Consider the following 19,894-nt stretch of genomic DNA (forward strand, 5'->3'; position numbering starts at 1 on the left):
ACTACACATCCCTAATTAGTCATTCATCATTAATCTTTAGTAATTAATTCACCGTGAAAGGATTAAAATTTATACTTGCCGGCATTTTGTTCGGAATCGTGATGAGTAAGTCGGAAGCTATTTCGTGGTTCCGCATTCAGGAAATGTTCCGGTTCCAGTCTTTCCATATGTATGGCATTATTGGTACAGCCGTGGCGTTAGGCCTGCTCATTACATACATCATCAAAAAATACAACCTGCGTGATTACCAGGGCAACCCGATCGTATTTACACCGAAAGAGAAGTCGGTTTCGCGCTACTTGCTGGGTGGTACCATCTTTGGGTTAGGATGGGCACTGACCGGTGCCTGTCCGGGACCTTTGTTCGTGAACTTAGGACATGGTTTCTGGGCATTTTTACTGGCAATAACCGGAGCTATAGTTGGCACCTTTACTTATGGTGTTGTAAAAGACAGACTACCGCATTAAAAAATACTGGCTAAACTAATTGACATAATGGTGGCTGGAACGCGATGTGATTCCGAAGTTTGCCGAAAAGGTTTTCGGTATTGTAATGAATGTAGTGCTATCTTTGTTAAAGCTACCTGACTATTTACATATTCAAGTAAAGTTTAACCGTCTGCGCTTTTTCTGGCAGAAACAATAGCGCCTTAAAAATATGCGAAACTACCTGCTGTTATTTGTAAGCTTCACACTACTGCTCTTCACAATGCCGAAGAGTAACAGTTTGCGAAGCTTTACACAGCAGGCAGCGCTGAAAAAGGACTGCAAATACAGCAGGTTTTCGGGCAAAAGAACCTGTACTAAAAAATGCCTCAGGCATCATCCACTTTCCGGTCAGCAGAGCAATGCAGGTATCGCTTCAGATTGCAGCCAGCAGGTGTTTGCAATCGTTCAGGAGCAGCAATCCGCGTCTGACAAAACGTCTACAACTATACGTAGCTACAGGCTTCCCCATATCCGGAAGTACCTTTCTCCCACTATCGAGTACGACCCTGAGCCTCCCCGGCTTTCTTAAACTATAGTTTACCTATAGCAGTTAACAGCTTGCTTGTTTAGAGTTACAACTGTTAATGCCAAACCTATGCTAAGCCAATAAGTGTGGCTATAGGTTTGACCTGTCGGACAAATGATTTATTAAAATACCAGATTTGGTGCTGCCTTGCCGGGGCAGCCCGAACAAAACGATGGCTGGTTAAAGCCACGCTATCTGATTCCTAAAAAATACATGACATCATGAACAAGAAGAAATTTTCGATAAAAGACATACCGGGCTGGGCAGTGATGCTTGGCGTATTCGGGATTCTATACTTAACAGGTTTACATACAGAGGCCATCGGACAGGTGCAGCGCATGCTGCTGGCAACCGGTATTAAAAATGCGGATGTACCGGAAACACTGCAAAACCCGGATGCAACCGCAGTGGTAGAGGCCGCTGCCGTGGCCAATACCCAAATGGCCGGAGCCGGTTTCAGGATGGTGGACCTGGAGGGCAACCAGGTAACATTTGAAAGCCTGAAAGGGAAAGTGGTATTTCTCAACATCTGGGCAACCTGGTGTCCGCCCTGCATCGCCGAAATGCCGAATATTCAGTCCTTATACGACAAGGTAGGTTCTGATAAGATTGCCTTTGTAATGCTGAGCGTGGACGAAGGCGGTATGGAGAAGGTGAAGAAATTTATCGACAAGAAAAAGTACACCTTCCCGGTCTACATGCCTGCCAGCAATTTCCCGCAGGAGTTCTACTCCAATGCCATTCCAACAACCTTCATCATCTCGCCCGAAGGCAAGATCATTGCCAAGCAGGAAGGCATGGCCGATTACGATACACCGGAAGTAGCAGAATTCTTAAAGAATATGGTCAGAAATTAAAAACCTGCATGAAGCTGCCTGATCAATACGGGCAGCTTCATTTTTTACGAGGGTCTGACTACCTGCAGTAAACAGATGCTGACGCGGTGGTAATGAAGTTACAAATGGCCTCTTATAAGAGGTACTTCCGTACTTGGTAGTGAGGCTCTCACTGAGAGAACAATTAACAGTTTCGCCCAGATCGTGTAACCTTTTATGCTTGCTTATAAGTAGAGTACAGGGCTATAGTTGCAGCTGTTTATAAACTGCATTGAAAGCAACTATAGCTTCAAAACAAACACCGCCGGTAAAGCCCTCTATTTTTAAAACATTATCAAAAAATTGTGATGCTTAGCTGTTAGAGTTACCTTCGCAAATATTCGATACTAACTATACACATATCTGCTAAAACAAAGCTATTAGCCTATGAACCCAACAGCGCAATTGCTCAAAAAAAAGAAGAAGGCCATCCTTGAGAACTGGATGCAAAACCAGTTGGCAGATGAGTCGCTACGCGAAGACCTGATATCGAACGATGACCTTCGCCGTCAGTCAGAAGAATTGTTGAACGGTCTGCTTTCAGCCATTGAAAAAGGCAATTTCGATGATATCTACGCAAATGAATTTGAGCAGGTAACGGATATACTGAGCGATATTTCGGTAACGCGTGCTCGCCAGGGCTTTACCCCGTGCGAAACAACCCTGTATGTACTGAGTCTGAAAATTGCGCTTACCGATGTACTGGAGAAAGAGCGCCGTGATCAGCCGGAGTTGCTGTACAAAGAAGTGCTGCAGATTAACAGATTGCTGGATAGCCTGAGCATACTGACCTTCGAAACGTATTTAAGAGGTCGCGAAGAAGTTATTTTACGCCAGACCGATGAGATTAACGAAATCTCTACGCCGGTAATCCGGGTGTGGGATGGCATTCTGGCCCTGCCAATTATCGGTACCCTGGACAGCTCGCGCACGCAGGTTGTAATGGAAAACCTGTTACAGGAAATTGTAAATACCGGCAGCAGCATTGCCATTTTAGACATATCAGGTGTACCTGCCGTCGATTCATTAGTAGCGCAGCACCTGATCAAAACAGTGAGCGCCACCCGCCTGATGGGAGCAGAATGTATCATCTCCGGTATCCGTGCCGAAATTGCGCAAACTATAGTTCACCTGGGCATCGATCTGTCGAACGTTAAAACAAAAGCTACGCTGGCAAGTGCCCTGCTGCTGGCGTTTAACATGCTCGCCCTCGAGGTAAAACCTAAAAAAACAACCGTTAATACTAACCGCATTATAAAATAACAGCATGGAACGGATTCCTATTTTAAAGATGGGCCCCTTCCTGCTGGTAACTATACAGGTAGACCTTTACGACAGGCTGGCCCTGAACCTGGAGAACGACCTGATCAATATGGTTAGCAAAACCGGTGCCCGCGGCGTGCTTATTGATATTTCTGCCGTAAACATAGTTGACTCCTTTATGGGCCGCATTCTGGGCAATATCGCCTCGATGTCGCGCATCATGGATGCCGAAACAGTAGTAGTGGGCATGCAGCCTGCTGTTGCCATTACCCTGGTAGAGCTGGGCCTTACCTTGCAGGGCGTACACACGGCTCTGAACGTAGAGAAAGGCATGGAGCTACTTTATGATAAAACAGATATTTTAACCGAGCAAGCAGAGGAAGATAACGACGGGGAGACTGATGATCACGATGACTAAAGACACGATGCAGATCGTGCGTGAGCAGGACGTTGTACCTTTCCGGAACCGGGTGCGTGAGCTGAGCACAAAAATAGGGATGAGCCTGGTAAACCAGACCAAGCTCATAACAGCAGCCAGCGAGCTTGTCCGGAACATGCTAAAGTATGCCAACGGCGGAAAAATTATCCTCGAAATAATCAGCAAAAACGGCCAGACAGGCGTAAGATTAACTTTTGTAGACGAAGGCCCCGGCATCGAGAACATCCCGCAGGCAATGCAGGATGGCTTTTCGACGGGCCGCAGCCTCGGGTTGGGCTTACCGGGTGCCAAGCGCCTTGTAAACGAATTCGATATAAAGAGCAAGGTTGGCTCGGGTACAACAGTTACGGTTACTCACTGGAAAAATGGACGTTAAGCACCACCAACGTTTTATACTGTCAGACAGAAGTTTTGCAAATATTGTAAAACGTGATATTGCCCGCCTGGCCGAGAGCTATGGCTTCTCCCCTGCCGAAGTAGGGCGCATTAACATTGTGGTGTCGGAGATGGCAACCAATCTGCATAAGCACGCCCCGCAAGGGGGCGAAATGCTGGTAAAATACACCCACGATAACGCCCTTGAAATACTGTGCCTGGATAACGGCCCGGGCATGAAGGACCCGCAGCGAATGCTGAAAGATGGCAACTCTACCGCTGGCACAGCCGGCGAAGGTCTGGGAGCCATTGTGCGGCAGTCGCATGTGTTTGATATGTTCTCTTCCTCGGGGTGCGGCACGGTCTTGCTTTCCCGCATCTATAAAGGACAGGCTGAAGCCCCACGTATTTCCGGTAGTTTTGATGTAGGTGCCCTGCTGGTACCTAAAATGAACGAACAGTTTTGCGGCGATGGCTTTGCTATGATCGAAAATGGGCGCACCTGTTACCTGATAGCCCTGGATGGTCTCGGACATGGTTCCGCCGCCGAAGATGCCAGCACAGAGGCCGCACATTACTTTCTGGAGAACTATAGTTCAGACCCGGCCAGCAACCTCCGGGGTATTCACACAGCGATCCGTAAAACACGCGGCGCCGTAGGAACTATAGTACAGATCAGCCTGGCGCAGAACAAAATGAGGTACTGTGGTATTGGTAACATAGCAGGTAAGGTTTACACTCCTGATGGGGCTGCTATAGTTAATTCATCCAGCAAAAACATTATCTCCTATAATGGAATTCTGGGCCATAACATACCAACTACACTTAATACCCAGGTAATGGACTGGGAAAAAAACAAGTTGCTCATACTCCACTCCGATGGTATTCTTTCGCGCAGCGACCTGAGCAAATACCCTAACCTGCACCGCCACGATGTAAGTATCATTGCAGCTGTGCTTTACCGCGACTTCCGTCGTGAAACTGATGATGCCCTTGTAGTTGTTGCCCGTTCAAGAAATTAAGTGCAGACCACATGCCACGAAGTATTCTCAAGATTAACATTGCAAACGAGCTGGATGTAGTGCTGGCTTACAAACGGGCAAAACAGCTCTCCGAAAAGCTGGGCATTACCATTGCCAACCAGACCAAGTTTGCCACAGCTGTTTCTGAAATTTGCCGGAACGTGGTGGAGCATGTAGGCAACGGAACTATAGTTTTTAATTTACCCGAAGAGCATGGCGTAAAATACATCGAGGCGGTAGTCAGTGACCGTGGCCGTGGCATCGGCAACATCGATTACCTGCTGAAACAGCATAAAGGCAGCTCTACAATGAAAGGCTCCGGATTGGCTAACTCGCGCAAGCTGGTTGATTTTTTTACCATTGAGAGTGAGTTTGAAAAAGGTACCCGGGTTACCCTGCGCCAGCGCCTGCAGCACAATGCTCCACCTGTAACCAAAGCCATCGCCGAGTCCTGGACCTACGAGTTTGATACGGACAGCGTGTCGCCTTATGCAGAGATAAAGCGCCAGAACATGCAATTGCTGGAAGTGCTGGACCAGCTGCGCGAACGTAACGAAGTTGCCGAACAACAGCTGCAGGAGATCAGCAGGCTGAACGAACAGCTACAGCAGAATAACCAGGAAATACAGGTACTGTTACAGGAGCGCGAACAACAGAACGAACGATTGCAGGAGATAAACAAGGAGCTCGACACGTTTGCCCACACCGTGTCTCATGACCTGCGTGCCCCTTTACAGAACATAGACGGCCTTGCCCGCGCCATGCAGGATTACCTGGAAAGTAACCGACTGGACGATGTAAAGGAACTGCTACCGTTGCTGCACAAGCAAACAACCCGCATGGACCAGTTTATCATGAGTATCCTTTCGTACTCGCTGGCGGGCAGCAGAAACATTGCCAAATCAAAAGTAGACCTGCTTGAGGTACTGCGCGAAATAAAAGGCCTGTTAAGAGTGCCGGAGCATGTTCAGATCCTTTTTCCGGCTACTACTTTTACACTTACCACCGAAGTCATTCTGCTGCACCAGGTTTTCAGCAACCTGATCGGCAATGCCATTAAGTACCACGACATGCAGCAGGGCGCCACCATCTCTGTTTCGTTTAACATTCAGCACGACTGGGTATTGTTTACAGTAGAAGATAATGGCCCGGGGATACCAGACGCTTTACACACCAATATCTTTAACATGTACTTTACGGTAAACAAAGCTACAGCCGGCACTGGCTTAGGACTGGCCATCGTTAAAAAGATAATAACAGGTAAAGGCGGGAAAATATGGGTAGAATCAAAAGGGCGGGGTTCACGCTTTACTTTTACCTGGCCTGCCGCCGAACTTACTCCCTTGGTTTAAACTATAGGAATAAAAAAAGCCTGATCCGAAAGATCAGGCTTCTCTTTTGATTATCTGCTTTTGGAGAAAAACTCCTGCAATACTTCCTGTACGTCGTGTTTGGTAAGGGTTTTGGAGTAGTGTTTTTTAACCCGGTTATAGTTCTTCAAGCGCTCCAGATCGTAAAAACTGGCCGAAGAAGTAAGCATCATAATGATGACATGATCTTTAGAGTCCAGGTTACGGCTGTGATATTCTTCCAGGAACGAGAACCCGTCCATTACCGGCATCTTGATATCCAGGAATATAAGATCCGGGCAGATATTTTCTGATGCACCATCTTCACTGCACGCATCAGTCAGGTACTCAATTGCTTCTTTACCATTCGTGCAAACCTTAATCTGCCTGGCTACCTGCATTTCTTCCAGCAAGCGTTTATTCAAAATGTTAGTGGTCTCGTCATCGTCTACTAACAATATTAAATCAAGCATCTTTCAGGTTTTAGAAATAATACAATCAACTCACATACAGCTATAGTTTATAGCTGTTTTTCAGTTACAAATATCTTACTTAGTTTTAGATTTTCAAAATGTATAACACCTCTTAAACTGCATCAACATTACTGCATGGGCAGAAATTGAGGAAGAATTAAAATCATTGATCAACCTACTGCGAATCTGGACAATACGTTCCTCCTTGCGTAGGAAGCAGGCATTATACTATAGCAGGTAAACTCTAGTGCTGTTACATTTAATTGTATGTTAAAAGGCCGCACTGCAGTAAACAGAGCGGCCTTTTATAGTTCTATAACCCTACGCTATAGTTGGCTTTCGGGTATTTTAGTGGAATGGGTACTTCAGGAGAGTTACCTGTCAATGAAGATGCGGGCATCAACCGCTACCAAAGCTTGCGGACTTCCTAATAGTGGATTTATGTCCATTTCACTGATCTCAGGAGCGGCTTCGAGCAGGGCGCTTAGTTTCAGGATGGTCTGGACCAGCAACTCCTCACTTACACCGGGTTTGCCCCGGGCACCCTGTATGATCGGGTAAGCGCGCAGGCGGCGGATCATGCGGGCTGCTTCCTCGCTGTGCACCGGCGACAAAGCCGCAGATATGTCCTTGAAAACCTCTACAAAAATGCCACCCAAGCCACAAAGTACGAGTTTGCCAAACGGTGGCTCTGCCTTGGCCCCCATGTATATTTCAATCCCGCTGCGTTGTTGCTGCAGCAGTACGGCTTCCGCACCAACTATAGCCATCAAGCGCTTATAGTTGGCCGCAACCTCCTGCTCATTTTGTATGCCAATCACAACACCGCCTACATCCGATTTATGCACCGGCCCAACTACTTTCATCACCAGCGGGAAACCTAACTCTTTTGCCGCAACTATAGCTTCCGCTTCTGATTTTATAGTAGCCTGCGCAGCCGTGGCAATACCTGCTGCCTGGAGCAACGTATTCACATCTTCTGGTGGAAGATAGCCAGTCGTATTGTTTCCTATCACCTCCCGGATGCGGGGCACATCAACTATAGGAAGCGGGGCATCCGGGTAAGGTTGCTGCAATTTATTTACCCTGGACAACACATAGCCAAAACTTACTTCATCCGTAAAATTGACGTGGCCCATGGTATGGAAATGGCTCACTTCTTCGGCGGCCTGTATAGCGGAGGGCAGGATCGGAAAAATTGGTTTACGGCAAGTCTTTATCTTTTCGTGCAGCACCTGGTACACATCATCCACCCGCCACATACCTGTGGTGCCGAATACCACGACTGCCCCATCTATATCATCAAATTCGTTGTCTACATAGTCCAGTATCTCGCCTAACTGCTGCGCATTACCGGTTGCCAGAAAATCGATGGGGTTTGAGACAGAGGAGCCCGGATGTAGTTTTGCCAGCAACTCACCTGCTTTGGGGCCTTCTATAGGCGGCACTTCCATCCCGCCTTTTACCAGTATATCGGTCAGCATTACGCCCGGTCCACCGGCATGCGTGATCACGGCTATGCGGTTACCTTTTAAAGGTTTTATAGTGAAGATAGCGGCTACATACACCAGCTCTATCCGGCTGTAACAACGGATAATGCCCGCTTTCCGAAACAGTGCACTTACGGCGGCATCGGAGCCGGCCAAAGCCCCGGTGTGCGAGGAAACAGCTCTTGAGCCAGCCTCTGTATTTCCTGCCTTTATAGCCGCAATCCGGCAGCCTTTGTTAACAAGCGAGCGGGCATGTTTCAGGAAGCGCGCGGGGTCTGCGATCTGCTCCATGTACAGCAGTTTGATGCTGGAACTATAAGCCGGATCGTACGTTTCGTCCCAATATTGCAGCACATCCTCTACTCCTATCTGGGCGCTGTTGCCAACCGAAAAAATATCCCGGAATTTCAATCCCCTCGGAATCGCGGATTCCAGCAGGTACACCATCGTTGCTCCGGAAGCAGATACACAGTCACAGCCCATCGGATCATATGCAGGCACCGGACCGGCAAAAACGCCTTTATAGTTGCCGGTAATAACACCGATGCAGTTCGGACCGATGAGCGTTGCACCCACTTCTTCTAATATCTGTACGCAGCGTTGCTCCAGCGCTTTACCGGTCTCGCCTGCCTCGCTGAAACCAGCCGAGAAAAGGATGAACGCTTTGCAGTTTTTATGATAGGCAAGGGAACTTAGAGCGGCCTCCACCTGGTGCGCAGCAATCGCGATAATCGCCAGGTCTACATCCGGCAGGTCGTCGCAGGTTGGGTAACAAGGCACTCCCTGCACCTGCTGCTCTCTGGGGTTTACGCCATACACCTTCCCGGCATACCCATGTTTTAGAATGTTGAAGAGCACTTTTCCTCCTGGTTTGGAGGTATCGTTGGATGCGCCCACAATGGCTATACTGGAAGGCTGCAGAAGTTGCGGTGTGATCATGAAGACTATAGTTTACCTGAGGCCAAAGTAACTCCCTTCCGGGTTCTCAAACTATGACACAAGTCATTTTCAGGTTACCTGTTGCGCGGGCTTATTCCCGCACACACCGGCTATAGTTCACACCAGCTTTACACTATTCCGACAGGCTTTCTATTATTTTCCGTTTCACTTCGCGCTCCACATTAATTGTATCGGAAGCACTAATTCTGGAAGCCAGCGAATCTATACCGGTGTGCCGTTCCAGTTCTCTGTCTGCCGCCTGGTGCAGCGAATCGATAGCCATGTTGGCGCCGGCCTCTACTACATTGTATAAGGTATCTTCCAGTGCATTATCGGCAGAGCAGGAGGCCATGCTCAGGGCAACAGCTACATAAAGTATCTTCTTCATCAGATGGGTTCAGGTTGTGTAAATCTCAATGTAATACTTCCATCAGACAACCTCACTACCAGGCCCACGGATAGCACTTCTGTTAGCCAATACAACCATAATAGCAGGAAATACTTTACTGGGGATAGTACTGCTTTGTACGGAGGGAATATTTGCCCAACTATAACATAAGCGAACTCGGGTGTATTACCGCCAGGCCTGATACTGCATCAGCTTTCAAAAATTCTGACCCAAAATGTTAATTGCTATAGTTCCAGGAATGTTGAAACAGGAATTACGCTTCGGTCTTTGGGTTGGCTATTTCACCGTCGTTTCCAGCGGAATTGCGTTTCGCTTTCTTTGCTAAAGCTTTCTGTTGTTCCTGGTGTTCTTTTCTTTCCCTGAACTCTTTCTGGCGCTGCTTCTTCTGCTGGTCTCTTGATCTGGTACTCATTGGCTCTCCTGGTTAACCTGTAATTTCCTGCTGATTATCATACGAATTTAAACCACTTTCTGCGTGTAGCGCAATGAGAAATCGAAAATTTAATGACACAACTGGATAGCCGTTACAAACTATAGTTGGAACTATAACTTTTAGCAATCGTCAGTAAACAACACGACAGCGCATCAACTTTAACGATAAGAACCAAATTCAGGAAGCTATTGTGTTGCTTTTAAGCCAGTCCTGTGCGTCCTGCACTGCCTGTCGGGTGCTGTTCCCAATGATCTCTTCTTTCCTCCATAGCTGTATGTCTTCTAACACCTCGGGTGTTGCCTGCGCCTGAAAACCGGCAAAGCTGTTCTGTCCTAATTCAGTGATATAGAACCTTCCTCCTGCCTTTTCGATCTTTTCGTAAAATTTCTCGATCACTTCTGTCAGGGTCGCACCGATGTTATTCCGACCTCGCATTTCCAGGATGATGACCGGGCGGTGGGTTTGCGGTGCAACTATAGGCCATTGATTTTCCAGTATCCGGGCACCGGCAAAATGCAGGTCACCATCTACCGCAAAAATGTGTATTGTCTCACTTTCTATTTGGGTGGGCATGGCTGTTTCCTTAAACCAGCCTTCGTTTACAAGTTCCCGCCGGTGCAGCTTTACCAACCGCGACGATGTCAGGAAATAAAGGGTAAAGGATAACAGTACACCAATGAGCACGGCGTACTGAACGGGCATAAACAGGGTAACTAAAAAGGTACAGATAAGGCCGATCCTGGAGGCCCATCCGGCATTCCAGACCTGCCTGTTCTCTTCCAGTTTCAGGGAGCTTGCCATGGCATAGATCATGACAGCCGCCAGCACCGGCATAGCTACATTCCCGATCAAAGCAGGCAGCAGCAAGACAAGCGCCAGCACCAGCAAGCCCGAAAAAATGCCGGCCCACCGGCTCCTGGCACCCGACACAATGTTTAACGACGTAGAGCCCAGCGAACCACCCACACCAATGCCACCAAACAGCCCCGATGTAACATTGGCAATCCCCTGACTGACAAAATCTTTGGATGTGTTGGACCGCGAGCCATCCGGGTTGGGCACACTCTGGCTGACGCCTGCTGCCTGTATCAGGGAAATAAGCGCCAGCGAAAGCGCACCACTGAACAAGGCCGGTTGCAGCAGCGTGAAATCGGGAAGCCGGAACGGAGGCAAACCATCTGGTATATCCCCTACATCATGCACCACCTCCACATCGGCCCACTGCATGAAAAAAATAAAGAGCGACGGCAGCGCAATGGAAACTATAGCCGATTTATTGCCAAGGGGCGTCCGGGGCAGCACTAACATAAAAAAATGGTAGCCAAACCAGGTAGCAGCGCATGCCAGTTGGTAAGCTGTATTTTCTGAAACAGGTCTATCGTCTGCAGCACCTTGTTTGGGCCCTCGGCATGAATGGCAAACAGCGTAGGCAGCTGGCTTAAAATGGTAAGGATAGAAATGCCCGCCAGGAAGCCCGTCATCACCGAATGGGAAACAAACCGCACCAGGTTGCCAAGCTTCAATAGCCCCATCAGGATCATGAGTATACCGGATACAATGACCAGCAAAAGCAGAGCGTCCACGCGCTGGGCTTCCGGGTAAGCCTGTGTAAGCTGATACAACAGAAAAGCAGCCGCACTGGTGGTAGAAATGATCATCAGTTTGGAGCTGTTGAAGATACCCCCCACCAGACACCCATATACTGCGGCAAACAACCCCATCACAGGGCTTACCCCGGCCAGCAGGCCGCATGCCATTCCGTCCGGAATCTCGTTCATGGCTACGGTCAGTCCGGCATTGGCATCATCTTTCAGTGTAGAGACCTTTGCCTGCTTCTGGCGGCGCGCTTCTACCGTGCGTTTCAGCGTTGCCTCTCCCGGAAGCAGGTCTTCCGGAGGGTCTGTCGTTTTGTTGCCGTTTTTATATTCCGGATTCGTGTTCATGCCTTTACAAACTATAGTTACTCCGGCTGCCGCGAAAGCTGTGTTAACTATAGCCGCTCTGCAAACCAGGGTCTCAAACAGAAAACTATCCCTTAATCGCCCAGCTTTGTCGGCTGAATGTTCTTTTTGGGAGCATTCTTATTTGGTGCATTCTTTTTAGAGTTATCCTTTTTAGGCGCGCTCTTTTTAGAAGCTTTTCCGGTGTTTCTGGCAGTTGTAGCCAGCCCCGTTTCCGGAGCTATCCGGTGCTTCGGATCGAACCGGTAAAATTCTTCGTACCCAAGCTTGGCCACTGCTCTTTCGTCGTTGGCCTTAATATACCCCACTGAGAGCACATAGGCATTCCATTCGGCTTTCAGCTCGTTAAACTTATCGGGAAATTGTGCGGCTACGTTGTTTTCTTCTTTGATGTCTTCCTTAAGGTTAAACAAATGCCATTCGTCTCCTTCGCCATAGGGCGGCGGCATAAAGATCAGTTTCCATTCGCCTTTCATCACGGCTTTGCATTCGGTTATTTCATAGCCAAGCACATCAAAGGCATTGCGTACCGGTTGTTTGGTTTCTTGCTGCAGGTATGGTTTCAGGGTGGTGCCGTAGAGTGGTTTCATCCCTTTTTCTTTCGGGTAACTGATGTTGGCAAAATCTAAGATCGTAGGCAGAATATCGGTAACGTGGAGCACCTGGTCGGTTACCACGCCGCGCCGGTGCATGCGCCTGCCCGAAACAATGAGCGGCGTCTGGGTACCGCCCTCATAGGTCGTGATCTTGAAGTAAGACAAAGGTGTATTGGCCACTTCGGCCCAGGCCCCGCCTATAGAGATAAACGAGTTGATCTTACCGTAATTTTCCAGGCGGTTATCGTATTCCCGGGCAATCGACTCCTTGGTGTTAGGAGCGTAAAAGTGGGGCTCTTTGGGGTTGGCCCCGTTATCCGACAAAAAGAAAATAATGGTGTCGTCGAATTTATTAAGCTCTTTCAGTTTATCGAACAGGCGCCCCAGGTTCCAGTCCAGGTTCTCGATCATGGCCGCATAGATCTCCATTTTCCTCGACGCCTCTGTCCGTTCCTCTTCCGTCAGTTCGTTCCATTTTTTAAACTCCCCGCTGCCTTCATTCGGGGTCAGATCGTTGGGTACCAGTCCGAGCTCTTTCATCCGTTGCAGGCGCTGATCCCGGATCGCATCATAACCGCCATCATACACGCCTTTGTATTTATCCAGCCAGCCATCCGGCACTTGCAGCGGGTCGTGCGGCGCAGTAAAGGCCAGGTAAGCAAAAAAAGGCTCCCCATCGTCCTGCTCGGTTATGTACTGCATCATTTTATCGGTGTAGTAGTCCGATGAGTAAAAGTCCTCCGGCAGGTTTTCCACTGTTTGTCCGTTTTCCGAGTACTCGGTGTGCGGCTGCTCAAATTCGCTCAGGGCACGCTGGTCCTTAAAATGACTGACACCGCCTCCTAAAAAAGAAAAGGTTCGCTCAAAGCCACGGGCATGCGGCCGGAAACCTTCGAGTTCGCCGAGGTGCCATTTACCAGCCATGTAGGTATGGTAGCCTGCCTCTTTCAGTATTTCCGGAATGGTCAGCACATCTTTGTTGAGATACCCTTCATAGCCGGGCTGCATGTACTGGTTAGTGGAATGCGCCGTTGGCATATTGCCCAGCCCGGCATGGTGGTTGTCGCAACCGGATAGTAACATGGCCCTTGTAGGCGCACACAACGCCGAAGTATGAAAATTACGGAAGCGTACCCCGTTATCTGCCAGTTGCTGCAGGTTTGGTGTGCTGATCTCTCCGCCAAAAGGCTGACAGTCAGAATAGCCCATGTCGTCCACAACTATGAGCAGGAAGTTTGGTTGACCTTGTGAACTCATACGATCTTATGTTTAGATATTCGTGATAAAGGCTTCCTGCTAAATAGCTTGACTAAAAAGCAGAAAGTATAGAAAAGCCGCCATCCTGTTCTGGTTATATGCAACTATAGTTATTGGCGGCTGCGGACCTGGTGGGTGGTAATGATCCGTAGTAAGAGGTTTGTGGTGTGTGTTAATGGTTGAAGGCTGGTAAACTATAAACGTACACAAACTATAGTTGCCTTTCTGTGTTTTGAGCGAAGCTATAGTTTGCGATGTGTCCGGCACTGCAACCACCTGAAATCTATACGGGCCGGCGCCATTAATGCTACAGCTATGCAGGTAAAAAGAAGTAGCGGCGCAGGAAACTATAGTTTGGGTCCTGCTCCCGGCAACAACGCAGAAGCCTGAACGACAGGCATCTGAACTATAACAGGGAGCGCAGCGTAGCCCTTAAACATAAATAAGACTTATAGAGTAAAATAAGAGATTTACTGCGGCTAAACACTCATATCAAAAAACGAAACTATGAAGAATTTACAACTGATTTTACCCTGGGCGCTGGCACTTGCGATCATCGGCACCTCCTGCAACCAGCGTACTGCCACTACCGCCGAAAACGAGACGACCGAGACCGGCACCGATACTTCTGACTCTACCGCCACTGCTGCAAACACCTCAGCAGACTGCCAACCGCTGGAAACACGCACAGCCAATGTACCGGAGCAGAAACCTACTTTTAAGGAACAGAACCGCGCCTGCGGTATTACCACCAGCACCCCGCTACAGGTTACTGTACTTGCAAAAGGCCTGAAAAACCCATGGGCAGTAGAGCCGCTGCCGAACGGCGACCTGCTGGTAACCGAAAAGCCCGGCCAGCTGCGCATCATCACGGCAGACGGTAAAATGGGTGCGCCTATCAAAGGTGTTCCTAAAGTAGATGCACGTGGCCAGGGCGGTCTGCTGGATGTGGCGCTTAGCCCCAACTTTGCATCTGACCGCACCATTTACTGGAGCTTTTCGGAGCCGCGCGGCAACGGCAATGCCACCAGTGTAGCCAAAGGTGTTTTATCAGAAGACCGCAGCAGCCTGTCGCAGGTAAAGGTAATTTTCCAGGCTAAGCCGGCTTATAACGGCACCATGCACTATGGCTCCCGCCTTGCCTTCGGACCCGATGGTATGCTGTTTGTAACCCTGGGCGAACGCTCCGACCTGGAAATACGTCCGCAGGCACAGCACATGGACAGCCATATGGGCAAAATTCTGCGCATTACTACAGACGGAAAACCAGCACCTGAGAACCCGTTCCTGAACCAGCAGGGCGCCATGCCGGAGATCTGGTCGGTGGGCCATCGTAATGTGCAGTCGGCAGCTATTGACGAACAGGGAAGACTATGGGCAGTAGAACATGGCCCGCAGGGCGGCGACGAAGTGAACCTGATCGAGAAAGGCAAGAACTATGGCTGGCCGCTGGTAACCTTCGGGGAAGAGTACAGTGGCAAACCTGTTCCTAATTCAGTGACCACCAAGCAGGGCTACGTAGATCCGGTCTATTACTGGGACCCGGTGATAGCGCCAGCCGGAGCACAGTTCTATTCCGGCAACCTGTTTCCGGAGTGGAAAGGCAACCTGTTTATTGGTAGCCTGAAAGACATGATGCTGGTACGCCTGAAGCTGGAGAATGACCGCGTAACCGGCGAAGAGCACCTGCTGAAAGACCGCAGCCAGCGCATTCGCGACGTGCGCCAGGGCCCGGATGGCGCGCTTTATGTAGTAACCGATCAGGAAAACGGCGAGCTCTGGAAAATTACACCAAAGCAGTAACAAACTATAGTTTAAGAGCGCGTTCTTAACAGAATAACTGAATTACAACTAAGGTTGATTAGCGTTGCGCTAAAACAAAATATCCCGGCTACTTTATGTGGCCGGGATATTTTGTTTGCTATAGTTGGGTTAACCATTTGCTATAGTTAGCCTAACTATAGGCATGCTTATTTCGTGCCCAGTTGTTTACCGGCAGTTTCTCCGGCAGTCAATTTCAGGTCGATGGTAAAGTTGTCGTAAATGATCTTGTCGGCAGCGGTGCCTACCAGGCCGGAACGGTACTTGATGTCGTATTTGGTGCGGTCTACTTCTATTGTGGCGGCGGCAGTGGCGCTTTTGCCATTTATAGTTACTGTAGCCGGAAACGTGATTGGGTGAGTAATGCCTTTAATGGTCAGGTTGCCGGTTATGCTATAGTTCTCACCTGTCTTTACTTTTAGTAAGGTAGCTTTAGTAATGGTAAAGGTGGCAGCCGGGTGCTTTTCAACGCTGAAAAAGTCATCTGATTTCAGGTGGTCGGTCAGGCGCTTGTTCGAGTCGGCACGGGTAATATCCTCCACCACAATGGTGTTCATATCAATGGTAAAGCTGCCGCCTGTCAGTTTGGTGCCTTTTACCTGCAGGGCGCCATTTGCCAGCTTTATCGTTCCGTAATGCTCGCCACCCACTTTTTTGGCATTCCACTTCATGGTGCTGGCTTCGGTGTTCACCGGCAGTGTGGTTGCAGCTGCTGCGGTTTTGGTAACGGGGTTGGTAGTTGTATTGCCAGCGCTCGCAGGAGCTGTAAACAGCAGCGTTGACAGCGCAAGTCCGCTTAGTACAAGGTAGTGTTTTTTCATACAGATGTCAGGTTGAGGTTAAGGATAGTTTCCGGGACTGAAGTTAAGCAATTTTGAGAAACTGCTGTGTCTGGTAACGGACAAAACCGGCGCAAAGTATAAATATTCACTTTTATAGTTACAATTTTCACTTATTTAGTTACTCATATCGCGTTTTGTAAATTTTTTATCGTACATTGTACCAAATAATGAACGGATATGCCTCCAAAAATGTAATAGGTATATCATAAACAAAATCACATGAATCAAGGAACAGTAAAATTCTTCAATGACACCAAAGGGTTTGGCTTTATCAAAGAAGACAATTCAAATCAGGAGTACTTTGTACACGTAACCGGTTTGATCAATGAAATCAGAGAGAACGACAGAGTAACGTTCGAACTGAAAGAAGGAAAAAGAGGACTGAATGCAGTCAATGTAAAGTTAGCTTAGTCTGGCTTCATACATCATGTTAAGAAAGCCTTACGTCCTGTAAGGCTTTTTTATTTGTTTGCGCCGCTCCGGCTGCCATCTGTTTAACCATTTAACACTGCCCCACCATGAACCGTAAATATTTAGTTGACACCACCACACGCGAATACATCTGCGTTGCGCTGAAAAAAGGACAGGACTGGATACCGAACAACCAGGACTCGCTGCCAGGCTTTATGGACTCCAGAGTTAACAGCGATGCAGATGAGTTTGAGCTGCTGACAGGCGAGTTCAGCGATAACAACTTTTTTGAAAAGTGGATCCGCAACGGCACCAATTACCTGGCAAAATAAGCTGTTAACAAAGCCGAACCGTATATGTAACCAAATCAAAAACCAAAAACTATAAATGGGTAGATCACAGGAAACCTTCAGTAAAAAGGAAAAAGAGAAAAAGAAATTACGCAAAAGACAAGACAAGGAGCAGAAGCGCGAAGACCGCAAAACCCACTCCAGCAAAGGCAAGGGCATTGACGAAATGATGGCCTATGTTGACGAATTCGGTAACATATCTGATACGCCGCCGGATCCGACGAAGAAGAAAAAAGATGTGAAGGCGGAGGATATCCAGATCAATATCTCCCGGCAGGCCCCACCAGATCCGGAAGACCTCATCCGGAAAGGAACCGTCACCATGTTTAATGCCTCCAAAGGCTATGGCTTTATAAGAGACCACGATACACAGGAAAGCATTTTTGTGCACCAGAACGGCCTGGCCGGTACAATAGCCGAAGGCAACAAGGTTACTTTTGAGGTAGAGAAAGGACAGAAAGGCCTGGTAGCTGTTAAAGTGAAGCTTGTTAGCTAAGCCATTTGGCAAAATTTTACAATCCTGTTTTTAAAGATAAGGTATAGGTAGCTGCGCCGGCACACGCCTGCAACACAGCTACCTATACCGGAGCCTTTCGGGCTCTTGTTACAATAGCCGCTACCAACTATAGCGGCTATTCCTGTTTACCCATAGTTGGTTTAAACTATAGCTGCCTCTGCTTTCCGGTTAGCAGCCGGCACCAACTATAAACTATAGCTGGCCGCACAAGTAGTTCTCGCTATTTGGTAATCCGGGTTTCAGGTTATTTAATGCGCCGGATTGTGTACTTTTGGGCATTGCCCGGTTACACTGCTTCAGGTGGTGGCGGCTATAGTCTGGCTGCAAGGACGGCTCTTTTTTAACTGCTTATGACATTACTTCGTGTTTCCGGTATCTCTGTTGAGGAAGAGGGATCGGTTATTTTGCACAACATCAGCTTTAACCAGCAACTGCATCAGAAAATTGCCATTGCCGGCGAAACAGGTTCCGGTAAAAGTACTTTACTGCAAACTATAGCTGGCCTTGTACAGCCTCACCGCGGCGAGGTTTATTTTAACGACGAAAAGGTCATCGGTCCGCACGACAAACTGGTGCCCGGCCACCCCGAGATCGCTTACCTCTCGCAGCAGTTTGAGCTGCCACAGTTTCTGCGCGTAGAGCAGGTTTTACGCTACACCAACACCCTGACCGACGAAGAAGCACAGACACTGTACGAAGTGTGCCGCATCAGCCATTTGCTGCAGCGCCGCACCAACCAGCTCTCCGGCGGCGAAAGGCAGCGCATTGCCCTGGCCCGCCTGCTCAGCACCTGGCCTGCCCTGCTCCTGCTCGACGAGCCTTTCTCCAACCTGGACATGGGCCACAAGAATATTCTCAAATCCGTTATCCGCGACATCAGCGAAGAACTGGGCATTACGCTCATGCTCATCTCCCACGACCCGCTGGACACCCTCTCCTGGGCCGATGAAATTTTGGTGATGCAGCAGGGTAAACTCATACAACAGGGCACGCCGCAACAACTTTACCACGAACCGGTAAACGCCTACACAGCCTCCCTGTTCGGTAAGTACAACCTGGTGCCTTTAGCCTCTGCCAAAACCTTGTTTGGGCTGGAGAACGGCAATGAGCAACAGCAGCTCCTGCTCCGCCCGGAAAGTATAGAACTGGTACAAGAGGGTGGCATACCTGCTATAGTTACAGCCGTGCATTACTTTGGCAGCTACTACGAACTGGAAGTACAGGCCGGAGAAGTAACCCTGCTGCTAAAAACCAGGCAGCACAATATTAAGGCAGGCGATACCGTGCAGTTAGCGGTAACCGAAGCCTGGTGGGTGTAAGCTTAAAGAGATTGTTGTAAAACAGAAAAGGCCTTGCGCATTGCAAGGCCTTTTCTGTTTATGTCCTGTGCGTTACGCGCAGGCTTACTCTGTCAGTGTAACGGTAACAGACTCGGTAGCTTCGTTACCGGCATCGTCCATGGCAGTTACATTCACTGTCCAGTTGCCGGGAGCAGCGTTTGCATCTACGGTGATGTCCACGTCAAAATCAGCGTTTCTGTCATCGTTCAGGAAATCGCGGATGGTCTTATCCGAAAGCTCTGTTGTCGCTCCACTTGGGTCAGTCATACTGATCGTGATTTCTTCCAGTCCTTCGTTGTCTGTTACAGTACCTTCAAGGTTAATCTCACCACCAGCTGCAACTGTAGCGCCATCTGTAGGGGACGTGATCGTGATCACCGGATCGGTTGTATCCAGTGTTACTTCATCATCATCGTCATCGCAGGCAATAAATGCGAAAGAGAAAAGAAACAGGAATGCCCAATTAAGTTTTTTCATAGTAATTAGAATTTAGTAAATAATAGTTCATGCTTCCTTTTACGACAAATGCCATTTGGTCCGCATTTCATTTCCTATTTAACGGCAGGGATTGTACGTTGTTGTGTCAGGTGCCTGAAAGTAAGTGTAGATTAAGGTCGGACTTCCAGCTAAGTTGCGTGGTTAAAGGCTGTTAGGTTACCTGACCCGGCTATCATTTTATAGTTTGAGTTTGTCCAGCTCCTTGCCTTTTACCGCATCC

General features: G+C 48.6%; 23 protein-coding genes. 13 read left to right on the forward strand and 10 right to left on the reverse strand.

The window, feature by feature from the left end; translation table 11 throughout:
- Positions 1-53: 53 nt before the first annotated feature.
- The 8 genes from H7F15_RS06055 to H7F15_RS06090 all read left to right on the forward strand — a co-directional run bounded on the left by H7F15_RS06055 (position 54) and on the right by H7F15_RS06090 (position 6,340).
- Entirely contained in the window at positions 54-467 is a 414-nt protein-coding gene (locus H7F15_RS06055) for a DUF6691 family protein (RefSeq protein WP_185196070.1), read from the forward strand.
- A gap of 190 nt (positions 468-657) precedes the next feature.
- A complete protein-coding gene (locus H7F15_RS06060; RefSeq protein WP_185196071.1) occupies positions 658-1,017 on the forward strand; it encodes a hypothetical protein in 360 nt (119 codons plus the stop codon).
- A 218-nt stretch (positions 1,018-1,235) separates the two neighbouring features.
- The gene (locus H7F15_RS06065) at positions 1,236-1,871 is read left to right on the forward strand and encodes a TlpA disulfide reductase family protein (protein ID WP_185196072.1); all 636 of its coding nucleotides are present in this window, start codon (positions 1,236-1,238) and stop codon (positions 1,869-1,871) included.
- 405 nt (positions 1,872-2,276) lie between these two features.
- On the forward strand, positions 2,277-3,152 hold the full coding sequence (locus tag H7F15_RS06070) for an STAS domain-containing protein (protein ID WP_185196073.1): 876 nt from the start codon (positions 2,277-2,279) through the stop codon (positions 3,150-3,152).
- 4 nt (positions 3,153-3,156) lie between these two features.
- Positions 3,157-3,570, forward strand: coding sequence for an STAS domain-containing protein (locus H7F15_RS06075; protein ID WP_185196074.1), 414 nt, complete (start codon positions 3,157-3,159; stop codon positions 3,568-3,570).
- The gene (locus H7F15_RS06080; RefSeq protein ID WP_185196298.1) at positions 3,563-3,967 is read left to right on the forward strand and encodes an anti-sigma regulatory factor; all 405 of its coding nucleotides are present in this window, start codon (positions 3,563-3,565) and stop codon (positions 3,965-3,967) included. The genes H7F15_RS06075 and H7F15_RS06080 overlap by 8 nt, the downstream gene beginning before the upstream one ends.
- Positions 3,957-4,988, forward strand: a complete 1,032-nt coding sequence (locus H7F15_RS06085; protein ID WP_185196075.1) for an ATP-binding protein — start codon at positions 3,957-3,959, stop codon at positions 4,986-4,988. Before H7F15_RS06080 ends, H7F15_RS06085 begins: the two co-directional genes overlap by 11 nt.
- 11 nt (positions 4,989-4,999) lie before the next feature.
- Positions 5,000-6,340: a sensor histidine kinase gene (locus H7F15_RS06090; RefSeq protein WP_185196076.1), complete on the forward strand. Its 1,341-nt coding sequence runs from the start codon at positions 5,000-5,002 to the stop codon at positions 6,338-6,340.
- Between the two features lie 50 nt (positions 6,341-6,390).
- On the opposite strand, the gene H7F15_RS06095 is transcribed toward H7F15_RS06090, so the two are convergent.
- The 8 genes from H7F15_RS06095 to H7F15_RS06130 all read right to left on the reverse strand — a co-directional run bounded on the left by H7F15_RS06095 (position 6,391) and on the right by H7F15_RS06130 (position 14,162).
- Positions 6,391-6,810 (reverse strand): response regulator, encoded by a 420-nt coding sequence (locus H7F15_RS06095; RefSeq protein ID WP_221627008.1) that lies wholly within the window; start codon positions 6,808-6,810, stop codon positions 6,391-6,393.
- Between the two features lie 374 nt (positions 6,811-7,184).
- Positions 7,185-9,239 carry an acetate--CoA ligase family protein gene (locus H7F15_RS06100; RefSeq protein ID WP_185196077.1) on the reverse strand — a complete coding sequence of 685 codons (2,055 nt, stop codon included), beginning with the start codon at positions 9,237-9,239 and terminating at the stop codon, positions 7,185-7,187.
- Positions 9,240-9,372: 133 nt separating this feature from the next.
- Entirely contained in the window at positions 9,373-9,627 is a 255-nt protein-coding gene (locus tag H7F15_RS06105) for a hypothetical protein (RefSeq protein WP_185196078.1), read from the reverse strand.
- Positions 9,628-9,901: 274 nt separating this feature from the next.
- A complete protein-coding gene (locus H7F15_RS06110; protein WP_185196079.1) occupies positions 9,902-10,060 on the reverse strand; it encodes a hypothetical protein in 159 nt (52 codons plus the stop codon).
- 198 nt (positions 10,061-10,258) lie between these two features.
- Positions 10,259-11,389: a SulP family inorganic anion transporter gene (locus H7F15_RS06115; RefSeq protein ID WP_185196080.1), complete on the reverse strand. Its 1,131-nt coding sequence runs from the start codon at positions 11,387-11,389 to the stop codon at positions 10,259-10,261.
- Positions 11,383-12,024, reverse strand: coding sequence for a SulP family inorganic anion transporter (locus tag H7F15_RS06120; protein ID WP_185196081.1), 642 nt, complete (start codon positions 12,022-12,024; stop codon positions 11,383-11,385). Before H7F15_RS06120 ends, H7F15_RS06115 begins: the two co-directional genes overlap by 7 nt.
- Positions 12,025-12,116: 92 nt before the next feature.
- A complete protein-coding gene (locus H7F15_RS06125) occupies positions 12,117-13,895 on the reverse strand; it encodes an arylsulfatase (protein ID WP_185196082.1) in 1,779 nt (592 codons plus the stop codon).
- Between the two features lie 39 nt (positions 13,896-13,934).
- A complete protein-coding gene (locus H7F15_RS06130; protein ID WP_185196083.1) occupies positions 13,935-14,162 on the reverse strand; it encodes a hypothetical protein in 228 nt (75 codons plus the stop codon).
- A 240-nt stretch (positions 14,163-14,402) separates the two neighbouring features.
- Here H7F15_RS06130 and H7F15_RS06135 point away from each other — a divergent pair, with 240 nt between their 5' ends.
- On the forward strand, positions 14,403-15,698 hold the full coding sequence (locus H7F15_RS06135) for a PQQ-dependent sugar dehydrogenase (protein WP_185196084.1): 1,296 nt from the start codon (positions 14,403-14,405) through the stop codon (positions 15,696-15,698).
- 167 nt (positions 15,699-15,865) lie between these two features.
- Here the strand turns inward: H7F15_RS06135 and H7F15_RS06140 are convergent, their stop codons facing one another.
- On the reverse strand, positions 15,866-16,537 hold the full coding sequence (locus H7F15_RS06140) for a YceI family protein (protein WP_185196085.1): 672 nt from the start codon (positions 16,535-16,537) through the stop codon (positions 15,866-15,868).
- 240 nt (positions 16,538-16,777) lie between these two features.
- Here H7F15_RS06140 and H7F15_RS06145 point away from each other — a divergent pair, with 240 nt between their 5' ends.
- The 4 genes from H7F15_RS06145 to H7F15_RS06160 all read left to right on the forward strand — a co-directional run bounded on the left by H7F15_RS06145 (position 16,778) and on the right by H7F15_RS06160 (position 19,155).
- On the forward strand, positions 16,778-16,969 hold the full coding sequence (locus H7F15_RS06145) for a cold-shock protein (protein ID WP_185196086.1): 192 nt from the start codon (positions 16,778-16,780) through the stop codon (positions 16,967-16,969).
- A gap of 107 nt (positions 16,970-17,076) precedes the next feature.
- Positions 17,077-17,301 carry a hypothetical protein gene (locus H7F15_RS06150; RefSeq protein ID WP_185196087.1) on the forward strand — a complete coding sequence of 75 codons (225 nt, stop codon included), beginning with the start codon at positions 17,077-17,079 and terminating at the stop codon, positions 17,299-17,301.
- A gap of 55 nt (positions 17,302-17,356) precedes the next feature.
- Complete coding sequence (locus tag H7F15_RS06155) at positions 17,357-17,815, forward strand: cold-shock protein (RefSeq protein WP_185196088.1); 459 nt, start codon at positions 17,357-17,359, stop codon at positions 17,813-17,815.
- A gap of 371 nt (positions 17,816-18,186) precedes the next feature.
- Positions 18,187-19,155, forward strand: coding sequence for an ABC transporter ATP-binding protein (locus tag H7F15_RS06160; RefSeq protein ID WP_185196089.1), 969 nt, complete (start codon positions 18,187-18,189; stop codon positions 19,153-19,155).
- A gap of 84 nt (positions 19,156-19,239) precedes the next feature.
- Here H7F15_RS06160 and H7F15_RS06165 read toward each other — a convergent pair whose 3' ends face one another.
- Positions 19,240-19,653: a DUF4625 domain-containing protein gene (locus tag H7F15_RS06165; protein ID WP_185196090.1), complete on the reverse strand. Its 414-nt coding sequence runs from the start codon at positions 19,651-19,653 to the stop codon at positions 19,240-19,242.
- Positions 19,654-19,894: the final 241 nt, after the last annotated feature.

It is taken from the genome of Pontibacter sp. Tf4 (assembly GCF_014212495.1).
Lineage (GTDB): Bacteria > Bacteroidota > Bacteroidia > Cytophagales > Hymenobacteraceae > Pontibacter.